The sequence below is a fragment of the Streptomyces sp. JW3 genome (genome assembly GCF_052216785.1).
Lineage (GTDB): Bacteria > Actinomycetota > Actinomycetes > Streptomycetales > Streptomycetaceae > Streptomyces.
Genome location: NZ_JBQOUX010000053.1, coordinates 16,280 through 36,924 on the forward strand (window position 1 = coordinate 16,280; position 20,645 = coordinate 36,924).

18 protein-coding genes and 1 pseudogene are annotated in these 20,645 nt (G+C 73.8%); 10 read left to right on the top strand and 9 right to left on the bottom strand.

Features of this window, described 5'->3' with window-relative positions; all coding sequences use genetic code 11:
- Window positions 1-131: 131 nt before the first annotated feature.
- Window positions 132-1,040 (top strand): SDR family oxidoreductase, encoded by a 909-nt coding sequence (locus ACTT8P_RS21655; RefSeq protein WP_442833347.1) that lies wholly within the window; start codon window positions 132-134, stop codon window positions 1,038-1,040.
- Here the strand turns inward: ACTT8P_RS21655 and ACTT8P_RS21660 are convergent.
- From ACTT8P_RS21660 to ACTT8P_RS21675, 4 genes and pseudogenes are all read right to left on the bottom strand, one after another.
- Window positions 1,036-1,332: pseudogene (locus ACTT8P_RS21660) on the bottom strand (GntR family transcriptional regulator); the annotation flags it as partial. The gene ACTT8P_RS21655 and the pseudogene ACTT8P_RS21660 sit on opposite strands and share 5 nt — an antisense overlap.
- Before the next feature lie 565 nt (window positions 1,333-1,897).
- Window positions 1,898-3,409 carry an amidohydrolase gene (locus ACTT8P_RS21665; protein ID WP_442833348.1) on the bottom strand — a complete coding sequence of 504 codons (1,512 nt, stop codon included), beginning with the start codon at window positions 3,407-3,409 and terminating at the stop codon, window positions 1,898-1,900.
- Between the two features lie 123 nt (window positions 3,410-3,532).
- Entirely contained in the window at window positions 3,533-6,964 is a 3,432-nt protein-coding gene (locus tag ACTT8P_RS21670) for a CARDB domain-containing protein (protein WP_442833349.1), read from the bottom strand.
- A gap of 256 nt (window positions 6,965-7,220) precedes the next feature.
- Window positions 7,221-7,877 (bottom strand): response regulator, encoded by a 657-nt coding sequence (locus tag ACTT8P_RS21675; protein ID WP_442833350.1) that lies wholly within the window; start codon window positions 7,875-7,877, stop codon window positions 7,221-7,223.
- A 437-nt stretch (window positions 7,878-8,314) separates the two neighbouring features.
- On the opposite strand from ACTT8P_RS21675, the gene ACTT8P_RS21680 reads away from it, so the two are divergent.
- A complete protein-coding gene (locus tag ACTT8P_RS21680; protein ID WP_442833351.1) occupies window positions 8,315-9,391 on the top strand; it encodes an NADH:flavin oxidoreductase/NADH oxidase in 1,077 nt (358 codons plus the stop codon).
- A gap of 69 nt (window positions 9,392-9,460) precedes the next feature.
- Entirely contained in the window at window positions 9,461-10,084 is a 624-nt protein-coding gene (locus ACTT8P_RS21685; RefSeq protein ID WP_442833352.1) for a DUF998 domain-containing protein, read from the top strand.
- Between the two features lie 53 nt (window positions 10,085-10,137).
- Here ACTT8P_RS21685 and ACTT8P_RS21690 read toward each other — a convergent pair whose 3' ends face one another.
- Window positions 10,138-10,359 (bottom strand): hypothetical protein, encoded by a 222-nt coding sequence (locus tag ACTT8P_RS21690; RefSeq protein ID WP_442833353.1) that lies wholly within the window; start codon window positions 10,357-10,359, stop codon window positions 10,138-10,140.
- A gap of 82 nt (window positions 10,360-10,441) precedes the next feature.
- Window positions 10,442-11,269, bottom strand: a complete 828-nt coding sequence (locus ACTT8P_RS21695; RefSeq protein ID WP_442833354.1) for an alpha/beta fold hydrolase — start codon at window positions 11,267-11,269, stop codon at window positions 10,442-10,444.
- 366 nt (window positions 11,270-11,635) lie between these two features.
- On the opposite strand from ACTT8P_RS21695, the gene ACTT8P_RS21700 reads away from it, so the two are divergent.
- From ACTT8P_RS21700 to ACTT8P_RS21710, 3 genes are all read left to right on the top strand, one after another.
- Window positions 11,636-12,178, top strand: a complete 543-nt coding sequence (locus ACTT8P_RS21700; RefSeq protein ID WP_442833355.1) for an MOSC domain-containing protein — start codon at window positions 11,636-11,638, stop codon at window positions 12,176-12,178.
- 305 nt (window positions 12,179-12,483) lie between these two features.
- Window positions 12,484-13,776, top strand: coding sequence for a YeeE/YedE family protein (locus tag ACTT8P_RS21705; RefSeq protein ID WP_442833356.1), 1,293 nt, complete (start codon window positions 12,484-12,486; stop codon window positions 13,774-13,776).
- Between the two features lie 138 nt (window positions 13,777-13,914).
- On the top strand, window positions 13,915-14,574 hold the full coding sequence (locus tag ACTT8P_RS21710) for a Sua5/YciO/YrdC/YwlC family protein (RefSeq protein WP_442833357.1): 660 nt from the start codon (window positions 13,915-13,917) through the stop codon (window positions 14,572-14,574).
- A gap of 6 nt (window positions 14,575-14,580) precedes the next feature.
- Here the strand turns inward: ACTT8P_RS21710 and ACTT8P_RS21715 are convergent, their stop codons facing one another.
- Entirely contained in the window at window positions 14,581-16,041 is a 1,461-nt protein-coding gene (locus tag ACTT8P_RS21715) for a hypothetical protein (RefSeq protein ID WP_442833358.1), read from the bottom strand.
- Between the two features lie 84 nt (window positions 16,042-16,125).
- The gene (locus ACTT8P_RS21720) at window positions 16,126-16,911 is read right to left on the bottom strand and encodes a glucose 1-dehydrogenase (RefSeq protein ID WP_442833359.1); all 786 of its coding nucleotides are present in this window, start codon (window positions 16,909-16,911) and stop codon (window positions 16,126-16,128) included.
- A gap of 91 nt (window positions 16,912-17,002) precedes the next feature.
- On the opposite strand from ACTT8P_RS21720, the gene ACTT8P_RS21725 reads away from it, so the two are divergent.
- The 4 genes from ACTT8P_RS21725 (at window position 17,003) to ACTT8P_RS21740 (ending at window position 19,515) form a co-directional block, all read left to right on the top strand.
- On the top strand, window positions 17,003-17,584 hold the full coding sequence (locus ACTT8P_RS21725; protein ID WP_442833360.1) for a TetR/AcrR family transcriptional regulator: 582 nt from the start codon (window positions 17,003-17,005) through the stop codon (window positions 17,582-17,584).
- Window positions 17,585-17,680: 96 nt separating this feature from the next.
- On the top strand, window positions 17,681-18,874 hold the full coding sequence (locus ACTT8P_RS21730; RefSeq protein ID WP_442833361.1) for a cytochrome P450 family protein: 1,194 nt from the start codon (window positions 17,681-17,683) through the stop codon (window positions 18,872-18,874).
- A gap of 81 nt (window positions 18,875-18,955) precedes the next feature.
- Window positions 18,956-19,186: a DUF2945 domain-containing protein gene (locus ACTT8P_RS21735; protein ID WP_442833362.1), complete on the top strand. Its 231-nt coding sequence runs from the start codon at window positions 18,956-18,958 to the stop codon at window positions 19,184-19,186.
- The gene (locus ACTT8P_RS21740) at window positions 19,183-19,515 is read left to right on the top strand and encodes a DUF3140 domain-containing protein (RefSeq protein ID WP_442833363.1); all 333 of its coding nucleotides are present in this window, start codon (window positions 19,183-19,185) and stop codon (window positions 19,513-19,515) included. The genes ACTT8P_RS21735 and ACTT8P_RS21740 overlap by 4 nt, the downstream gene beginning before the upstream one ends.
- A gap of 24 nt (window positions 19,516-19,539) precedes the next feature.
- On the opposite strand, the gene ACTT8P_RS21745 is transcribed toward ACTT8P_RS21740, so the two are convergent.
- The gene (locus tag ACTT8P_RS21745; RefSeq protein ID WP_442833364.1) at window positions 19,540-20,640 is read right to left on the bottom strand and encodes an AI-2E family transporter; all 1,101 of its coding nucleotides are present in this window, start codon (window positions 20,638-20,640) and stop codon (window positions 19,540-19,542) included.
- Window positions 20,641-20,645 lie beyond the last annotated feature (5 nt).

Consider the following 20,645-nt stretch of genomic DNA (forward strand, 5'->3'; position numbering starts at 1 on the left):
TGCCTCCACCGTAGATTTAGACAGCCGCACCTGTACAGTTCGGACTGTGCAGTTTGCCTGACCTTGACCGAGTGCCTACCGGGGTCCGGACGAGGTACCCGGTGGGCCCGCCGTCGACGAGGAGTGGTCGCATGCCGGTGAGAGTGAGCCCGTTGGACGGCCGGACGGCCGTGGTGACCGGTGCGGCGCGCGGGCTGGGCGCGGCCCTGGCCCACGAGCTGTCCCGGCGCGGCATGCGGCTGGCCCTGCTGGGCCGGGAGGAGGCGGCGCTGACCCGGATACGGGACGAGCTGCCGGGGGAGGCCTGGTGCTGGGAGGCCGATGTCACCGACGACACCGGGATGGCGCGGGCCGCCGCCGCGGTCCGGCAGCGATTCGGACCGCCGTCCGTACTGGTGGCCAACGCGGGCGTGGCCGAGGGCGGCCCGTTCGCCGGGTCCGACCCCGCGACCTGGCGCCGGGTCGTCGAGGTGAACCTGGTCGGCAGCGCGGTGACCGCGCGGACCTTCCTGCCCGACCTGTTCCGCACCCGCGGCTACTTCCTCCAGGTGGCCTCGCTCGCCTCCCTCGGAGCGGCCCCCCTGATGAGCGCGTACTGCGCCTCCAAGGCCGGCGTGGAGTCGTTCGCCCAGTCGCTGCGGGCCGAGGTGGCCCACCGGCGGGTGGGCGTCGGCATCGCCTACCTCAACTGGACCGACACCGACATGATCCGCGACGCGGACCGGCACCCGGTGCTGCGCGAACTGCGCGGCCACATGCCGCCGCCCGCCCGCAAGGTCTACCCGGTGGCCCACGTGGCCGGCCGGCTGGCCGACGCGGTCGAACGGCGCCGCCCGACCGTGTACGTCCCCGGCTGGCTGCGCGCGGCCCAGCTGGTGCGCGCCGCCATGCCGCCGGTCGTCACCGCGGTCGCCCGGCGGGAGCTGCCCCGGCTCGCGGACGCCGAGCCGTTCGAGGCGACGGGCCTGCTGGGCGCGGGCGGCCGGGCCGCGCTCACCGAGCCCCGCACGCTCGGGCGGCTCGGCGAACCGGGTGACTGAGGCGGCGCGGGCGGCTGGGGCGTTCCGGGTGGAGGCCCAGGTTGACCGGTGCGGCGGTGGCGGGCTCGGCCAGGGCCTGGCGGGCAGCGGCGCGGCGCGGACGTGCCGCGTCCCACCTCGCCGACCACCAGCCCGCGCCGCACGAGTTCGGCGTAGACCCGGCCGGCCGTCGAGGCGGCGATGCCGCGGCGGCGCGCGAACGTCCGCCGCGGGGCAGCCGTTGTCCGGCGCCTAGCCGGCCCGCGAGGATGTCGGCGGCGATCCGGTCGGCGATCCGCCGGTAGTCGTGCACGCGGTCGGCTCCTCGGCGCTAGGGGACGAAGCCCTCATCTTGCGGACCCGGCGACGTGCCGGGTCCGCGGCCCCGGGAACGCTTGGGGCCCGGCTGGAGGGGAAGGTTCCCGCGTGCGAGGGGCCGCCGCCGGGGCGCGGGACACCGGATGCCGGCGGCGGCCGTTCGCACGGCGCGTCGCGCATCTCGGCGACGCGGTGCACGCCCCCGGCACTCCGGGACCCGTGCGGGCACCCGGCTCGAACCGGCCGGACGGGCGTCGGCCGGCCCCGTGTTGTCGGCGGCACGGGACCGGTCGTACAGGGTGAGAGCCGTGTCGGGATGCCGGAAGCGGGACAGGCCGCCGGAGGCGAGGGCGCCGGGACACGGTCTTGTCGGTGCTGAGGACGAGGGACGGGTCCGGGGGCCGGGGACCTGGAAGACGGCACGCGGCCGGGCGGCCGGGCGGTCTTCGTCCACCGTAGACCGGCGGCGCACCCGGCGGTACGGGGGCGCGGTACCAGGTTGGGTGCGTCAGTTCCGGTATGTGCGTGCCGTCGCCCGCCGGTCTCGGCGGTGCGGGTGGTCAGGTGGGGGTGCGGTAGGTCCAGGTGCCGGCGGTCATCGTGGCGTGCACCGGCATCTCGCGCAGGGTGCGCGGGTCCGTGTCGAGTGGGTTCACGTCGGTCACCACCAGGTCCGCCGGGTCGCCGGCCCGGATCAGCCGTCTGCCCCGCGCGGACCCGGTGAGCGCGTCCGCCACCGGGATGCGCTGCTCCGGGTGCCACGGCTCGCGCACCCCGTCCGTCCGGGTCACGGCGGCCGCGATGGTCAGCCAGGGGTCGAGCGGCGCGACGGGCGCGTCGGACCCCAGCTCCAGGACGGCCCCGGCCCGCAGCAGATCGGCGAAGGGGTACGCCCGGTGGGTACGGCCGGGCCAGTGCCGGTCGGCCACGTCCCGGTCGTCCACCGCGTGGCTGGGCTGCACGCCCACCGTGACGCCCAGCTCGGCGAAGCGCGGAACGTCCTTGGCGGCCAGCAACTGGCCGTGTTCCACCCGGCCGTGGCAGCGCACCGCCTCGAAGGCGTCCAGCACCCTCTCGTTGGCGCGGTCCCCGATCGCGTGCACGGCGGGCACGATGCCGTGCGAGGAGGCGTGCCGCAGCAGCCGGACCAGGTCCGGCGGTGACACCTCCGCCAGCCCGTGCGCGCCGGGCGCGTCGGGGGCCAGGCCCGGATAGGCGTCGTGGCACAGCGCGGTGCGGGTGTTGAGCGAACCGTCGCCGAGCAGCTTGAACGGCCCCACCTGGAGCAGGCCGCCCGGCGTGTCGAGTACCTGCCCGGTGCGCAGCCCGCGCCGGATCGCCGCGTCCAGGTGGGGGAGCCAGATGCCCGCCGCCACCCGCAGCGCCGGCGGGGCGGTGTGCGCCCGCCGGGTCCAGTCGGTGATGTTGTCGGCGTACTCGAAGTCGATGATCCCGGTGACCCCCCGCGCGGCCGCCGCCGCGCCGGCCTCCCGCACCCAGCGGTCCGTCACCTTGGCGGACACGGCGGTCAGGTCGGCCACCGCTCGCAGGCACGCGCCCTCCCGCAGCAGTCCGGTCGGGTGGCTGCCGTGTCCGACGGCGTCCAGGGCGGCGGAGTTCAGCCAGGCGCAGTGCAGGTCGGCACTGATCAGCAGAGTGGGCCGGTCCCCGGTGACCGCGTCCAGCAGGCCCTTGCCGGGTGTGTCCGGCCACAGTGCGTCGCGGAAGCCGTAACCGACGAGGAGTTCACCGGCCGGCCGGACGGCGGCCCGCTTCCCGGCCGCGTCGGCCGCCTGCCGGGCCGACCGCGCGCCGGACAGGTCGAGCCGGCGGCGCACCCCCGCCCACTGCACCATGTGCACGTGCGAGTCCCACAGGCCGGGGAGCAGGGTGCGGCCGTCGAGGCGGAGGCGCTCCCCCGGGGCGCGGGGTGCCTCGCCCGCCGGGTACACGGCGGTGACCAGTCCGTTCTCGATCCGTACGTCGCTCAGCGGACCGCCGGCCCCGAGGCGGACCCGCTCCAGGGTGACCGGCGGCGCGCTGGTCGTGGCGGTCGCGGTGGTGGTCGGCACGGTGTCCTCCCGAAGACGCGCGGGGCCGGGCGAGTTCAGCGTGGCGGACAGTACCCCGGGGGCGGCGGCCGGGGCGAGAGCGAGGCCGGCCGCCCGCGATGTCGGCGCGGGCGGCCGGCGGGATCAGCGGTCGCCGCGCCGGGCGGCCGCCCCCTGCGGGGTGCCCGTGATGGTGAACTGGGAGCCCGGTTCGATCTCCACGTCCTGTTCGGCGGAGCCGGTGATGGTGACGTCCGTCAGGGTGGCGCTGCCCCGGGCGCCGCTCATCGCCAGGATGCCGGAGCCGTTGTTGGACTTGTCGATCCGGACGTTCGTGATCCTCACGTCCGGCATCGCGCCGCCGCCCGTCTTGAACTGGATGCCGTCGTAGGTCGAGTCATGGATCTCGGTGTCCCGGATGGTCACACCCGGGATGTCCTGCCCCTGCGCGAACAGGGTGATGGCGCCGAACTCCTGGTCCTCGTTCCAGAACGCGCCGCCGGTGCGGTACAGGGCGTTGCCCGCGAGCAGCGTCTGACCGGTGAAGGGCAGCGGGTCGTGGTCGGTGGCCAGCATGATGCCGGGGTAGTTCATCGTGTCGGAGATGACGTTGTTCTCGACGGTGTTGCCGTAACCCCCGTACACCGCCACCCCGTTGGCCCGCCACGGCAACTGGATGGTGTTGTTGCGGAAGTGGTTGTCGTGGCCGATGTCCACCGAGGTGTCCTTCACGTACTTGCTGGACCACACCGCGAGCGAGTCGTCGCCGGTGTTGCGGAAGGACGAGTTGTAGACGGTCGAGTCGCGGGTGCCGTTGGCGAAGTTGATGCCGTCGGCGTAGGTGTCGCGGATGCGGACGCCGGTGAACTCCAGTCCGTCACCGGGGCCCCACAGCTCGGGGATGTTGGAGTAGTCGCGGCCGGCCCACACCCCGACGTTGGCGTGCTCGATCCACACATTGCTGATCTTCGTGCCCTTGCCGAAGCGGCCGTTGAGACCGACGCCGCCCTCCTGGTTGCCGTCACCGCCCCGGATGGTGCCGGAGCCGAAGATGGCGAGGTCGGATATCTGGGTGTTGTCGTCGATGTCGAAGCCGAAGTTGCCCTCGTGCGGGTGGTTGATGCCGCCCGCCTCGTGCGGCGGGGTCAGTGTGTACAACTGCGAGTGCCACATGCCGGCGCCGCGGATCGTGACGTCCCGGATGCCGACCTGGTTGTACTGGCCCCGGTTCTGCGGGTCGTCGGTCAGGATCTTCTGCTCCTGACGCCACTGCCCGGCCGGCACCCACACGCACGGGATCTGCCCGTTCTGGTCGGCGGTCACCGCCCGCTGGAGGGCGTCGGTGTCGTCGAGCCCGTCGTTCGGCACGGCCCCGTACTCGGTGATGGAGACGCAGTTCGCCGGCTTGGCCGCCGGGGGCGCGACCTGCTCCAGGTCGATCAGGTCGATGACCTGGAAGGCGGCCGAGTCGCTCGCGTCCCGCTGGAGCCGGAACACGGTGCCCGCCGGGTAGGTCGTCGGCAGCAGCGCGTGGGACTCGTCGAACAGCCGCCGCGCGTCACCGCCGGGCCGGTTGGTGAGTCCTTCCGGGTCGTCGGTGTTCCCGTACAGCCAGCTGTGCTTGGAGGACAGGGGCACCTTCTGCACGAACTCGCCGTCCGCGTAGAGGCTGATGGTGGCGTCCGCGCCGCCGCCGGCCGGTGCGTCGGGGACCGAGTTGCGCACCACGACGGAGTTGGTGGAGGTGGTCGAGGTGAACTCCACGTACTCGCCGGTGGCGTCCAGCCGGACCGACTTGCGCCCGGAGGACTCGGTGCCGAAGTCGGTGTGTCCGAAGGTCCGCTCGGCGTCGGCGGCCAGCAAGGTGCCCTCGTAGCGGCCGTCCTCCGCCTCGTACTCGGTGTACGGCACGGCGGCACCGCGCCCCACGACGAGCGACTTGGCGAGGACGTTGTTGTCCTCGTCGGTCTCCTCGACGGCACCGGTGGCGTCGGCGGTCGCGGTGAGCGTGGCACCGCCCGCGGTCGCCGTCCAGACGCCGCTGACCGGCACGTTCACCGTGGCTCCGGCGGCCACTTGGCCGGTGGTGCCGTTGAGTACGGTGCCGCCGGCCTGGAGGCGGGTCACCGATCCGGCCGGTACGGCGGTGGTGCCGGCGTTGTGCACGGCGACCGTGAAGGAGACGGCCGCGCCCACGGCCGGGTTGGCCGGGTCGGCGGTGATCGAGCGGACCTCCAGGTCCGGTCCGGGCGCCCGGGCGACGACGAGGCGGTCCGCCGCGTTGCGGCTGTTGTTGGAGTCGTCCAGCTCGGCGACCGTGTTGCCCGGATCGACGGCCGCGGAGACCGCGTAACTCCCCGCCGGGTGGGTGCCGGTGTCCACCGCCACCTCGGCCGAGGCACCCGGTTCGAGGGCGGGTACGTCGGCCCGGCCGGTGACCGTCCCCTCGACGCTCGCCTCGACCGTCGTCGCGGCCGAGCGGGCCGTCCCGGCGTTGCGGACGGTGGCACCGACGCTCACCGGGTCCCGCTCGCTGGGCTCGGCGGGCGACCAGTCCAGGCCGGTGACGGTCAGGTCGGGCGCGGGCGCGGCGGTGCCGACCACCTGGAACTCGGCGACCTGGCCGCCGGGCGCCCCGGAGTTGGCGAAGAACCTGAGCCGTACGTCGGCCCAGCGGCCGCTGACCGGGATCGTCACGGTGTTGCCGTTGGCCGGGGCGAACGCGTAGTCCGCCCGGTCCCGCACCGAGCTGAAGCCGCTCGCCGCCGCCTGCCGGCCCAGCACCTCGATGCTCTGCGTACGGGCCGCCCACACCGGGTCCGGACTGAGCTTGACCACGACTCCGGTGACGTCCGCGTCCGCGCCCAGCTTCACGGTGAGGTCGGCGGGGTGTCCGGCGGCCTCCCAGTAGGTGGCGGTGGAGTCGTCGGTGGCGTTGGCCGCGACGTAGGACTGCGTCGACGAGGTGGCCTCGGCCGGCTTGCCGCGCGCCAGGTTGGTGCCGGTGGGCGGTGGTTCGGTGGTGACGTCCTCGCCGTACACCTCCAGCTCGGCCAGTTGCGCCGCGGTCCAGCCGGTGTTGCCGGTGACCTGGACGCGGACGTAGCGCACCTCGGCCGGGTCGGCCAGGTCGACGGTGACGGTGTTGGCGCGGGCCGGGTCGAAGGCGCGGGCAGCCGAGGCGGCGAGGGTGCGGAAGGCGGCACCGTCGGTGCTGCCCTGGAGGGCGAGCGTCTGGGTCCGGCCCTCCCAGCCGGACGGCAGCTTGAGCACCACCCGCTCCACGTCCCGGGCGGTGCCCAGGTCGGCCTGCACCCACTGCGGGAAGGACCCGGCGGGACCCTCCCAGTAGGACGCCTGCGCGCCGTCGGTGACGTTGCGGGCGGCGTACTCGCCGTGCGCGCCGCCGGCCGTGGCCGGACGGCCGAGCGCGAGGTTGGGGCCGGCGGCGGCCGGCGCCGAGTGTCGCGCGGCGTGGGCCGGGGCGGCGAGGGCCACCGGCGCCGGACCGGCCGCCATGAGCCCGGCGATCAGGGCACAGGTCAGCGGCCGGCGGCCGAGGGGTCTCCATCTCATGAGGTCCTCCAGGGAATTACTGCACGCCAATTGAGCAACTCAGTCGATTTTTTGCGGAAAACGCGTCAACAGAGTTGTGGCGGCTCTGACGTTTGTCAATGGGTTGGGATGCGAGTCCCGACGGACGGAAATCCGCTTGCGTGACTTGCGGTCAGCAGACCTCGGGGTCACGGGGGTGTACGGGCGTCCGCCACGTCACATGACAGTCAATTCTCCGCAAGAGTTCGCGCGAGTAGCGCAAATACAGCGGACCGCGTTACGACCCCAGGCCGGCGTCCCTGGCCCGGATCATGGCGTCGTCGCGGTTCCTGACCTGGAGCTTGGCGAAGATGTGCGACACGTGGTTGCGCACCGTCTTGTCCGAGAGGAACAGGTGCCGGGCGATCCGCCGGTTGGTGTGTCCGCGGGCCAGCAGGTCGAGGATCTCCCGCTCCCGGTTGGTGAGGTGGGGGAAGGCGACGCGGCCGGGGAAGGTGTGGATGGCGGAGAAGTACGTGCCCAGGCGGGCCGCGATGGACGGGCTGAAGACCGCGCCGCCCGCCGCCACCGTCCGTACCGCCCGCAGCAGTTCGTCCCGGGACGCCTCCTTGGCCACATAGCCGTGAGCGCCCGCGCGCAGCGCCGCCACCACCTCGTCGTCGTCCTCGTACAGGGAGACGACGAGCACCCGCGGCCGGTGCCCGGCGGTCCCCGAGGTGATCGTGCGGATCGCCTCCACGCCCGGCATCCGGGGCAGCCGCAGATCCATGAGGATCACCTGCACGGCCCGCCCGAGACGCGCGACGGCCTCCACCGCCTCCTCGCCGCTGCCCGCCTCCCCGACCACCGTCAGGTCGCCTTCGGGGTCCAGGGCGCTGCGCAGTCCCTGGAGGAACAGGGGGTGGTCGTCGACGATCAGAACCCCCACCGTCATCCGGACACCTTTTCGCGGCCGAGTGCGCCCATTCGTCCCCCTTTTGAGCATGGTCAGGATCAGGCTAGGTCCTGCCCTGTCCCGTCTGGAGAGCCCTTCCGGTCAGCCGCCCGGCCGTTCGGCGGGGCTGCGGGGGGATGCCCAGGGCCCGAGAAATCACACACGCGTCGGAAGGGAAGCTCCGGTGTGCGAATGCCGTCACCGGCACGGTCCGCTTGTCGCAGGAGTGTCCGTGAGGGCAGGTGCGCGTCGGTCGGATGGGCCCCGGGTGAACCGTCCGTGTGCTCCGGCCACTACGACGCGAAGTCGATGTAGGGAACTCGGCGGAGAGCAGTGGTTGCTTGCGTACGCGGTATATTGCGGATGCGGGTATCCGCGAAGTGGTAATGTCTACGAGTGCAAATTGTTGGGACGCCCTCCTGTCTGGAGTTTTCTGAGTGAGTTCTCTTTTCCAGCCCTGCACCCTGCGTTCGGTGACCGTGCCCAACCGGGTGTGGATGCCGCCGATGTGCCAGTACTCCGCCGCCCCCGAGGGCCTGGCCGAGGGAGTGGCCACCGACTGGCACTTCCAGCACTACGGCGCCCGCGCCGCGGGCGGCACCGGACTGATCATTGTCGAGGCCACCGGTATCTCCCCCGAGGGCCGCATCTCGCCCCAGGACCTGGGCCTGTGGAACGAGACGCAGACCGGCGCACTGCGCCGCATCACCGACTTCCTCAAGAGCCAGGGCACCGTCGCCGGCATCCAGCTCGCTCATGCCGGCCGCAAGGCCTCCACCGGCCAGCCCTGGAACGGCGACCGTCCGGTCGGGCCGGACGAGCACGGCTGGACCCCGGTCGGCCCCAGCGCCGAGCCGTACCCCGGCCTGAAGGTCCCGCACGAACTCACCGTCGACGAGATCCGCGCGACCCTCGACCAGTGGCGGGCCGCCGCCCGGCTCGCCCTCGCCGCCGGCTTCCAGGTCGTCGAGATACACGGCGCGCACGGCTACCTGATCGGCAACTTCCTCTCCCCGCACAGCAACCGGCGCACCGACGAGTACGGCGGCAGCTTCGACAACCGCGTCCGGTACGCCGTCGAGGTCGTCGACGCCGTACGCGAGGTCTGGCCGGACGACCTCCCGCTGTTCTTCCGGCTGTCCGCCACCGACTGGCTGGACGAGGGCGGCTGGACCCCGGACGAGTCCGTCGCCCTCGCCCGGATCCTCACCGAGCACGGGGTGGACCTGATGGACGTCTCCACCGGCGGCAACGCCGACGGGGTGACCATCCCGGTCGGACCGAACTACCAGGTGCCGTTCGCCGCCCGGATCAAGCGGGAGACGGACATGCCGGTGGCCGCCGTCGGCGAGATCACCGACCCCGGCCAGGCGGAGAAGATCCTCGCCGCCGGCGAGGCCGACGCGGTCCTGATCGGCCGGCAACTGCTGCGCGAGCCCACCTGGGCCCGGCGCGCCGCCCGGGAACTCGGCGGCGACGTGCGGATTCCCCCGCAGTACGGCTGGCGCCCCTGACCGCCACCGGCCGTCCCTGACCGGCCCGGAGCGGGCGCCCGCCGGACCTGACCGCTTTATGGTGGTCCGGTGCGAATCGTTCCCCGCTGGGCCCTGCTCTCCTCCGGCTGCGCGCCTGTCCTGCTCATCGTGGGCTGGACGATCGCGGGGGCACTGGAAGGACCCGGCTACGACCCCGTCACCGGCACCATCAGCGTCCTGGGGGCCTACGGGAGACCCGGCTACTGGGTGATGAACGGGGCGCTGGCCGCCCTGGGCGTCTGCCATCTGCTGACCGCCTGGGGACTGCGGGTCGCCTCCGGGGCCGGCCGGCTGGCGCTGGGCGGCGGCGGCCTCGCGGCCTTCCTGGTGGTGGCGCTGCCCGCGCCGAGCAGCGGCGGTTCCCTGCGGCACGGCACCGCCACCGTGATCGGCTTCACGCTGCTCGCGGTGTGGCCGGTGCTGGCCGCGTGGGGCGGCGGCGCGGCTCCCTGGGCGCTGCGGCCCGGACCCGCGTGCGCCGCGACCGCTCTGATGGCGGCCGGCGGGATCTGGTTCATGACCGAGATGCAGTCGCACGGGGCCGCGGGACTCGCCGAGCGGGTGGTGACGTCCGTGCAGTCCGTATGGCCGTTCGTGGTGGTCACCTCGTGTCTCGCCCGCTCCGGCGGCCGGAGCCCGGAGCGGGACGAGCAGCCCGCCGGACAGCGGTAGGCGGCCGGCCGGCGTGCTGTCATCGGTGTGCCGGGTCCGTCAGGCGCTGTCCGTCAGGCGCCGGAGGCCCACTCGCCCGGGCCGCCGCCGCGCCACTCGATCAGGCGGGAGCGGACCACGTCCATCTCGTCCCAGTCCTGGAGCCCGACCTCCTGGAGGAAGCGGGCGACGTCCCGCACGCTGAACGCCCGGCCGAGGATCTCGCCGTCCACCCGCACCCGCCGGCCGCCGTCGTCGTCGGGCGGGTACACGGTCACCGGGCGCGTCGCGGTCATGGCACCAGCGTGCGGGCGCGGCCGGCGGTACGCACGCGGAACGCCGTACCGCGCGGCACGGATCGGCTCCTGAGAAAGCGGATCAGCTCTTGAGGAAGTCGAGCAGATCCTCGTTGAACCGCTCCTTGTCACCGGCCACCATCGCGATGCCGTGCGAGCCGCCCTCGTACACCTTGAGCGTGGCCCCCGGGATGATCCGGGCGGCCTTGCGGGCGGTGGCGTCGATCGGGACGACCTGGTCGTCGTCGCCGTGCACGATGAGCGTCGGCACGTCGAACCTGCGGCAGTCCTCGTGGAAGTCGGTGTAGCCGAACGCGTCCACGCAGTCGACGCCGCCCGTGATCGTCTGCCGCATGGCCATGTACCAGAACGCGTCCTTGTTGCCCTGCGTGACCTTGTTCCCCGGGCGGTTCGCGGAGAAGAACCCCACCGCCGTGTCCTGCCAGAACTGCGACCGCTCCTTGACGATGCCCGCCTTGATGCCGTCCAGCACCTGCCCCGGCACCCCCTCGGGGTTGTCCGGCCCCTGGGCCATCAGCGGGGTGACGGCGGAGAGCAGGACGGCGGAGGCGACCCGCGCGGTGCCGTGGCGCCCGATGTAGCGCGCGAGTTCGCCGCCGCCCATGGAGTGCGCGACCAGCGTGACGTCGCGCAGGTCGAGGTGGTGGACCAGGTCGTTCAGATCGTCCGCGAAGGTGTCGAAGTCGTAGCCGTCGTACACCGGGGTGGAGCGGCCGTGCCCCCGGCGGTCGTGGGCGATGCCCCGGAAACCGGCGTCGGCGACCGCCTTGAGCTGGTCCTGCCAGGCGTCGCCGTTGAGCGGCCACCCGTGGATGAAGACGACCGGGCGTCCGCTGCCCCAGTCCTGGTAGAAGATCTCGACTCCGTCACGCGTCGGGCAGATGGGCATGAGCCTGTGCTCCTCGTGGGGGAGAGGTGGGGCAAGGGCGGGGGAGAGGCAAGGGCGCCGGGCCGCCCGGCACCGGCGGGGCGGCGCTCGGGCGCCGGCTCCTCCCTGGCCGCGCTCCCATCAGAGTCCAGCCGGTCGGCGCCCGCAATCGGCGGGACCGGCCACCCGGCCCTGTCGGCCCACCGGCGTGCCCGCCCCGGGCGGCGGCCCGACCCCCGCCGGACCGCCGCCCGGTCCGGCCCGGCCGCCCGGCCTGCCCCGCTGCTCCGAACGGGTGCCGGCAGGCGCCCCGGCCCTCGCCCGGGCAAGAGGGTTAGGGTCGTACCGGTGATGGCCGCGGAGGCCACGAGAAGGGGGGCGCGGACCATGCGCGGGACAGTGACAGCGGTCAGCAGCAACGGGCAGTACTCGTTCACCAAGCCCAACCGGCCGAGCATCACCCTGCTGGCCGGTCTGGGCGTGGCGGGCGACGTGCACGCCGGGGTCACCGTCAAGCACCGGTCGCGGGTCGCGCAGGACCCCACCCAGCCGAACCTGCGCCAGGTCCACCTCATCCACGAGGAACTGTTCACCGAGGTCGGCGAGGACGGTTTCAAGGTCGCGCCCGGTGAACTCGGCGAGAACGTCACCACCCGCGGCATCGACCTGCTCGGCCTCCCGGCCGGCACCCTGCTGCGGCTCGGCGGGGCGGCGGTGCTGGAGGTGACCGGCCTGCGCAATCCCTGTCTCCAGATCGACGCGTTCCAGGACGGCCTGCTCAAGCGGGTCGTGGGCCGCGACGCGGCGGGCCGGATCGTGCGCAGGGCCGGGATCATGACCGTGGTGCGGGAGGGCGGCGTGGTCCGCCCCGGCGACCCGATCACGGCGGAACCGCCGAACGGCCCCCACCGCCCACTGGACCGGGTCTGACCCACCGCCGTACCACTGCCGCCGCGGTGCCGTCCCGTCCCGGCCTCCCGCTGCCACCGCACCGCCGTCTCAAAATGCTGCCCGCATGGCGAGACGGCTTGGCTTCCGGAGGCCGTGGTTCCGTATATTCGCACGCATGTCTGCCCCGGCCCCCCTGCTGTGCCTCGCGCTGTTCGCGACCTCCGCGTGGTGCGTCGACGACGGTCTCTGTCGCCGCCGCTGAGACCCGCCCGTCCGCGCCACCCGCGCCGCCGGGCGCCCCGTGCCCCCGCCCGTCGCTCCCGTGCACACCCCGGAGACCATCCGTGACCACCGCCCCGCCCGCCGGGCCGGCCGCGCCGCCGCGCGTGCCCACCGGCCTCTTCACCCCGTCCCCCACCTCCTCGGCCCGGCCGGACGCGCCGCCCCTGCCGCCGGTGCGGCGCACCCCCCTGGTCGTGGCCGCGCTGCTGGCCGTGGCCCTCACCGCCTACGTGTGGTCCGCACACGGCGCCAAGCCCGGCGTGCTGCTCCTGCTGGGACTCGGCCTCGGCGTCGCCCTGTTCCACTCCCGCTTCGGCTTCACCTCCGCCTGGCGCCAGCTGGTCGCGGTCGGCAACGGCACCGGACTGCGGGCCCACACCCTGCTGCTCGGCACCACCGCCACGCTGTTCGCGGTGATCATCGGCACCGGCACCGGACTGTTCGGCTCCCAGCCGGCCCCGTCGGGCGGCTCGCTCGGCGTCGGCCTGGTGGCCGGCTCGGCGCTCTTCGCGATCGGCATGCAACTGGGCGGCGCCTGCGCCTCCGGCACCCTCTTCGCCGTCGGCTCGGGACAGACCTCGGTGGTGCTGACCCTCGCCGGGTTCATCGCCGGCGCCACCCTCGCCGCCTGGCAGTTCGACCTGTGGAAGGACCTGCCGGCCTGGGACCCGGTGGTGCTGTCCGACCACATCGGCTGGTTCGGCTCCTGGGCGGTGACGATCGCCGCGCTGCTGCTCGTCGTGGTCGTCTCGCGCCGCGTCCAGGCCCGTCGCAACCCGCCGCCGCTCGGCCCCGTCCCCTCGGCGCGCGGCGCGGCCGTCCGGGCCCTGCGCGGCTCCTGGCCGCTGGCCGCGGGCGCCCTGGCCCTGGCCGTGCTCGGAGCCGGCGTGCTGCTGGTCTCCGGCGGCGCCTGGGGCGTCACCAGCGCGTTCAGCCTGTGGGGCTCGGAACTGGTGGGCGCGCTCGGCGGCCACCCCGAGAACTGGACCTGGTGGCGGCAGCCCGGCAACGCCGACATGCTGGCGGGCCCGGTCCTGGCCGACAAGACCAGCCTCACCGACATCGGCATCATGATCGGCGCGGCCGTCGCCGCGGCCCTCGGCGGCAGCTGGGCCCTGCACCGCGGCATCCCGTGGCGGACGGCGGTCGCCTCGGTGCTCGGCGGGGTGCTGATGGGCATCGGCGCGCGGCTGGCCGGCGGCTGCAACATCGGCGCCTACCTCGCGGGCATCGCCTCGGGCAGCCTCAGCGGCTGGGTGTGGGGCGCCTTCGCGCTGGTCGGCACCTGGGCCGGTCTCAAGCTCCGTCCGCTGTTCGGCCTGGGCAACCCCAAGCCGGGCGACGGCGTCTGCTGACCGGACGGTGACCGTCCGAGGAACGAGACGGTACGACGCCGCCGCCGGGGGTACGGACGCCCCGTACGCCCCGGCGCCGGCACACCCCGCGACGACCCGCACCGTCCGACCCCGCACCCGCACCACCCAGGAGCCGCTGTGACGGCGAACGCCTCCGCCCGGACGCCGGCGACCCTCGCCGAGACCCGCCGTGCCCTGGCCGCCGGACGGCCCGTCGTCCTGCCCAACCCGGCGCCGCTGACCCACGTGGTCACCGCCGTCCACGCGCCGGCCGTCAACGCGGCCAAGGAACGGCCCCTCACCCAGCCCGTCGCCCTGTGGGCCCACCACCCGGCCACCCTGCGCGCACTCGATCCGCTCTGGGACCTCACCCCCGCCGACCGCGCGCTGGCCCGCCGCCTGCTCACCGAGGAACACCTCACCGTGCTGCTGCCGCTGCGCCCGGACACCGAACGCCCGGCCTGGACGGCCCCGGCCGCCAAGGACGGCTGGATGCTTCTGTTCGGCGCCCGCTGGGAACCGGTGCGCCCGCTCCTGGACGACCATCCGGTCCTGTACGTCAGCAGCGCCAACCGCACCGGCCGCCCGCCCGCCGCCCACACCGACGAGGCGCTCGCCATGTTCCCGGCCACCGTCCCCGTACTCGCCGCACCGCACCCGGCGGCCGGGCGGCGACGGGCGACGACGACCGTACGGCTGCACCCCGACGGACGGCTCACCCTGCACCGCCCCGGCGCCCAGGACGCGCCGTACCGGCGCCCCGAGGACTATCTGCGCCGGCTGCGCGCCGACGGCTGACTCTCCCTAGACCCGCCGCCGGCGGCGCCGGATCACCAGCCCCGCCACCGCGGCGGCCCCCGCCCCGAGCGCGCTCCACACCAACGGGTCCCGATACGGCCGGTAGGGCAGGGCAGGTGAGGCGGCCAGGGGGATGGTGGCGGTGTCGTTGCCGGGGGTGCGGTCGTAGGGGTTGTACGTGCGGATGGTGCCGTGCGCTCCGGGGACCCGCCGGTCGATGCGGACCCGGAAGCCGATGACGGTCGTGCCGCCCTCGTGCCGTACCTCGTAGAAGCCGTCGTCGCCGATGGCGCAGTCGACGGCCCCGTCGCCCCTCCGGGGCCGCTCGCAGGCCCAGTCGCTGTCGTCGCCCTCGAAGCTGTACGGGACGGAGGTGACGGTGGTGCCGTCCGGCGGGATCACCTGGAAGCCGCCCATCGTCTCCGTGCCGGGCAGCCGGCCGGGGCCGTGGTCGCGCAGCCCGAGCCGCACCGTCACGGTGTCGCCGACCCGGCCCCGTACGGTCGCCGTGACCGGCTCGTAGTCGGCCTGCACCGTGGTCTCGACGTGCACCTCGGTGCGGTCGGCGGTGAGGCCGGTGGCGCTGGTGCGGGTCAGCTTCAGCGGGGCCTCGTCGCCGCGTTCCGGGTGGTCGGCGGGGGCGGTGGTCTCGGCGGACCAGCGGTAGGAGAGGGTCCCGGACAGTTGGCCGGCCTCGGCGGTGAAGCGGACGGGGGAACTGGTGCGGTAGGCGGTGTCCGGGCCGGCCTCGGTGGCGAACCGGCACCACGCGGAGGTCGAGTCCGTGGTGAAGCGGCAGTTGGCCGGGCGGGACGTCAGCCGCAGGCCCTCCGGCGCGGTGAGCAGCAGGGCGACGCCCTCGCTCGCGGTGAAGCGGCTGCGGTTGGCGAAGGCGGGTGTCACCGTCTGAGGTGTCCCGGGGGCCGCGCCGGTGACCGTCCCGGCCTGCTCCGGGGTGTGCAGCGTGGGACCGCCCACGGTCATGCGGGTGAGGCCGGTGACCGGGGACGCGTTGGCGGCGGTGACCCGGTAGGTGACCGTGCCGCTGTCGCCGGGGGCGACGCCGTCCACACCGCGCAGCAGGAACGGGATGTTCGACTCCCCGTCGCCGTTCTGCACGTCGCCGTAGGCACAGGTGAACACGGGACCCTTGTGCACACAGTTGCCGGCCCCGCCCGGCTCCGCCACGGCCACCCCCTTCAGGCCGGTGGTGTCCACCACGACCTCGACGTCCCGCGCGTCGCCGCCCGCGCTCGGCGCGACGGCGACGGGCACCGGGAAGTCCTCGACCCGGGCGTCCGCGCCCTCGTCGGCGTGGTAGAGCAGGTGGGTGCCCGGGGTTTCGAGCTTCAGCAGGACCCCGCCGGTGTCGTCGGCCGCGGCCGGGCCCGAGGCGGTGGCGAGGAGCGCGGCGAGCGTCGCCGTGAGGGCGGCCGGGCGTCTGGTGATCCGTATCCGGTGGCGCATGCGCGCACTATGCCAGTGCCCGCGGGCGATGATCACCGCGGGCACCGGCGGGCCCGGGGGAGTCCCGCCGGGCGCGGCCTCGGATCAGTACTTCTCGGACTGGCCGCCGTCGACCGCGACGACCGTGGCGTTGATGAAGGAGGCGTCGTCCGACAGCAGGAACGCCACCAGCCCGGCGACCTCCTCGGGGCGGCCGAAGCGCTTCATCGGGTTGGAGCTGACGAACTGCCGCCCGGCCTCTTCCCAGTTGACCGGGTCCAGCTGCTTGAGCGAGCCCTCGACCATCGGGGTCATGATGGCACCCGGTGCGATGGCCTTCACGGTGATGCCGAACTGCCCGTACTCCACACCGGAGTTGCGGGTGAGGCCGACCACGCCGTGCTTGGCGGCCGCGTAGCCGGACTGGTTGCCCACGCCCCGGATGCCGCCGACCGAGGCGGTGTTGACGACGCTGCCGCCGCCCTGCTCGCGCATGACGGCCAGCACGTGCTTCAGGCCGAAGAACACGCCCTGGAGGTTGATCGCCACGACCCGCTGGAACTCGTCGCCGCCGAACTCCTCGGTGAGGTTCTGCCGGCCCTCGATGCCCGCGTTGTTGAAGAAGCCGTCGATCCGGCCGTACGCGCTCCTCGTCTCCTCGACATAGCGCCGCACGTCCGCCTCGTCGCTCACGTCGGCGGTGATCAGCAGCACCTCGGTGCCGGGGGACGCCTGCTCGATCTCGGCGGCGGTCTCGGCCAGCCCCTGCTCGCTCACGTCGACGAGGGACAGCTTCGCGCCCTCGGCGGCCAGCCGGAGCGCCGTCGCCCGGCCCAGTCCCGAGCCGCCGCCGGTGATGAGCACGGCCTTGCCGTCGAACCTGTTCGTCATGAGGAGCCTCCTTGAGCCACTGTTTCTCACTATTATTAGACAGTACGTACTGTCGCGTTATTCCAGAGGGTGAGACGAAGAGGGTGAGACGATGACGCAGGAACCGGCCGCCCGGCCCCGCCGCGGCCGCCGCCGCGACCCGGACGCGCACGCCGCCGTGCTGCGGGCGACCCGCGAGCTGGTCGCCGAGCTCGGCTACCACCGGGTCACCATGGAGCGCATCGCCGCCCGCGCCGGGGTGGCCCGGATGACGCTGTACCGCTGGTGGCCCAACAAGGCGGCGGTGGTCACCGAGGCGGTGGCCGACCGGCTGGCCCCCGAGCCGCCGCCCGACACCGGCAGCACCCGCGCGGACGCGATCGCCTCGCTGGTCTCCCTGGTGCGCACCCTGACCCTGCTCGGCGACCCCAGCGTGGTGGCCGGCGCCCTCGTCGAGCGGGGTGAGGCCGGCCGCACCGAACTGCGCGACCTGCTCGCCGCCCGCCTGGAGCCGCTGCGCCGGCTGCTGGAACGCGGCAGGGAGCGCGGTGAGCTGCCGGCCGCGCTGCCCGTCGCCGCCCTGGTCGACAGCTGGCTCGGGTTCGTCCTCTACCGGATCGTCTTCACCGAGCGGGTGCCGGACCAGGACGAGATCGCCGCCCTGGTGGACGTCCTGCCCTTCACCCAACCCTGACCGGGGCGGCCCCGGGCCCTCTGGACCCGGGCGCCCGGTGGCCGCCATCCTGGTGCGGGCCGTTCCCGCAACCGGCTCCAGTGAGGTGGCAGCAGCATGACCGTCGTAGATCTCGCCGCGCTCGGCGAGTCCTTCACCCGCGACCCGTACCCCGTCTACGCGCGCTTACGGGACCAGGGCCCGGTCCACCACATCCGGATGCCGGAGGGCGCGGAAGCCTGGCTGGTCGTCGGCTACGAGGCCGGCCGGGCCGCGCTGACCGACCCCCGGCTCACCAAGGAGTGGAGCAGGGCGGCGCCCGCGCTGCGGCTCGGCGCGGTCTCGGCCGGCCGGCACATGCTGCGCGCCGACCCGCCCGACCACACCCGGCTGCGGAAACTGGTCGCCCGGGAGTTCACCCCCCGGCGCGTGGAGCAGCTCGCGCCCCGCGTCCAGAAGACCACCGACGAACTCGTCGAGGCCATGCTCGCCGCCCCCGACGGACGGGTGGACCTGGTCGAGGCGCTGTCCTTCCCGCTGCCGATCTCCGTCATCTGCGACCTGCTCGGCGTCCCCGACCTGGACCGCGGCGCCTTCCGCAACTGGTCGAACGAGGCGCTCGGCGCCATCGACCCGGACCGGCGCGAGGCCGCGGCCGCCGCCATGATGGGCTACCTGACCACACTGGTCGACGACAAGCGCCACCACCTCGGCGACGACCTGCTCAGCGCCCTCATCCACGGCCAGGACGAGGACGGCGACTCGCTCTCGCCGGAGGAACTGCTCGGCATGGCCTGGCTGCTGCTCGTCGCCGGCCACGAGACCACCGTCAACCTCATCTCCAACGGCGTCCTCGCCCTGCTCACCCATCCGGAGCAACTGGCGGCCCTGCGCGCCGACCCCGGCCTCATGGAGGGCGCGGTGGAGGAGATGCTGCGCTACGACTCCCCGGTGGAGACCCCCACCTACCGCTTCACCACCGAACCGGTGACGATCGGCGGCACCACCGTGCCCGGCGGCGGCGAACTGGTCCTCGTCGCCCTGGCCGACGCCAACCGCGACCCCGGCCGGTTCCCGGCCCCCGACCGCTTCGACATCACCCGGGACGCCCGCGGCCACGTCGCCTTCGGCCACGGCATCCACTACTGCCTGGGCGCACCGCTGGCCCGGCTGGAGGCCCGGATCGCCATCGGCACCCTGCTGCGGCGCTGCGGCGGCCTCGCCCTGGACATCCACCCGGCGGCGATCACCTGGCGCACCGGCATGCTGATCCGCGGCCCGCACAGCCTGCCGGTGCGGGTCACCCCGTAGGCCCCTCGGGTGCGGGACCGGCCGCGCGGACCCACGCTGGAAGGGCGAGAGTCGCGAGCGGTCGGCAGGAGGGAGAACGGCATGGCGAAGAGCGGTGGCGGCGGGAACAAGATCGGGAAGGGCGACAAGGTCGCCTGGAAGAGTCACGGCAGCGAGACCGAGGGCAAGGTCGAGAAGAAGATCACCGAGCGGACGGAGGCGGCCGGCCGCACGGTGGACGCCTCCCCGGAGGACCCGCAGTACCAGGTACGCAGCGCGAAGTCGGGCAAGTCCGCCGTGCACAAGCCGTCGGCCCTGAAGAAGAAGAAATGAGCGGCGACGGCCACCGCGAGACCTGGGACGACTTCCGCGCGCTGGTGAACATGGCACCGGCCGACCTGGAGAAGTGGCTGGCCACCGAGGAGTCGCAGGAGGCCGGACAGCACAAGGACGGGGGAGAGTCCACCGGGCACGCCTCCGGCCGCCGGATCGTGGCGCTCCTGCGTGCGAAGAAGGGCGACCTCACCGACGACGACTACGCGCACATGCGCAAGGTCACCGGCTACCTCCGCCGGCACCTGGCCCAGCGCCCGTCCGGCGATGTGGCGGACACCAAGTGGCGCCACTCGCTGATGAACTGGGGCCACGACCCGCTGGCCTGACCCCGCGGACGGCCGCCGCCGCGCTCACGCGGGCGCGGCCGTCTCCGGCTCCGGCTCCCGGGGCGGGTCGCTCAACTGCTCGCGTACGTAGTTCCAGATCACCGCGATCAGCGCGGCGACCGGCACGGCCAGCAGGCTGCCCACGATGCCGGCCAGTGAGCCGCCCAGCGTCACCGCCAGCAGGATCACCGCGGCGTGCAGCCCCAGCCCGCGGCTCTGGATGATCGGCTGGAACACGTTGCCCTCCAACTGCTGCACCACGATGATGATGGCCAGCGCGATCAGCGCGTCCGTCAGGCCGTTGGACACCAGCGCGATGAGGACCGCGACGAAACCGGCGAACAGCGCGCCGATGATGGGCACGAACGCGGACACGAACGTCAGCACCGCCAGCGGCAGCACCAGCGGCACCCCGAGGATCCACAGACCGAGCCCGATGAAGACGGCGTCCAGCAGCCCCACCAGCGCCTGGGACCGGACGAAGGAACCCAGGGTGGTCCAGGCCCGCTTGGTGACGGCCGGCACGTCGGTGGCGAGCCGGCCGGGCAGCTGCCGGGTGAGCCACGGCAGGAACCGCGGCCCGTCCTTGAGGAAGAAGAACATCAGGAAGACGGCGAGTACGGCGGTGACCAGCCCGTTGACGACCGTGCCCACGCCGGTGGCGACCGTGTCGACCACACTGCCGACGCTGTCCTGGATCCGGGCCATCGCGGAGTCCGCGGCACTGGTGATCTGGGCGTCACCGATGTTCAGCGGCGGCCCCGCGGCCCAGTCCCGCAGATGCTGGATGCCCTCGACCACCCCGTCGGTCAGCTCGTCGGTCTGGGAGGCCATCGGTACGGCGATCAGCGCCACCACACCGGCGGCGGCCAGCAGGAACACCACGGTCACCGTGGTCGCGGCGAGCGCCGGATGCCAGCCGTGCCGGCGCAGGAAGCGGGCCGGCGGCCAGGTGAGGGTGGTGAGCAGCAGGCCGACGACCAGCGGCCACACGACCGACCACATCCGGCCCAGCAGCCAGAGGGTCACCGCGAGCATCGCGAGAAGCAGCAGCAGGTCGAGGGAGAGGCGGGCCCCGGTGCGGAGTGCGGCGCGGGTTCTCGCGGAACTCAACGTGGCAGACATGGGGT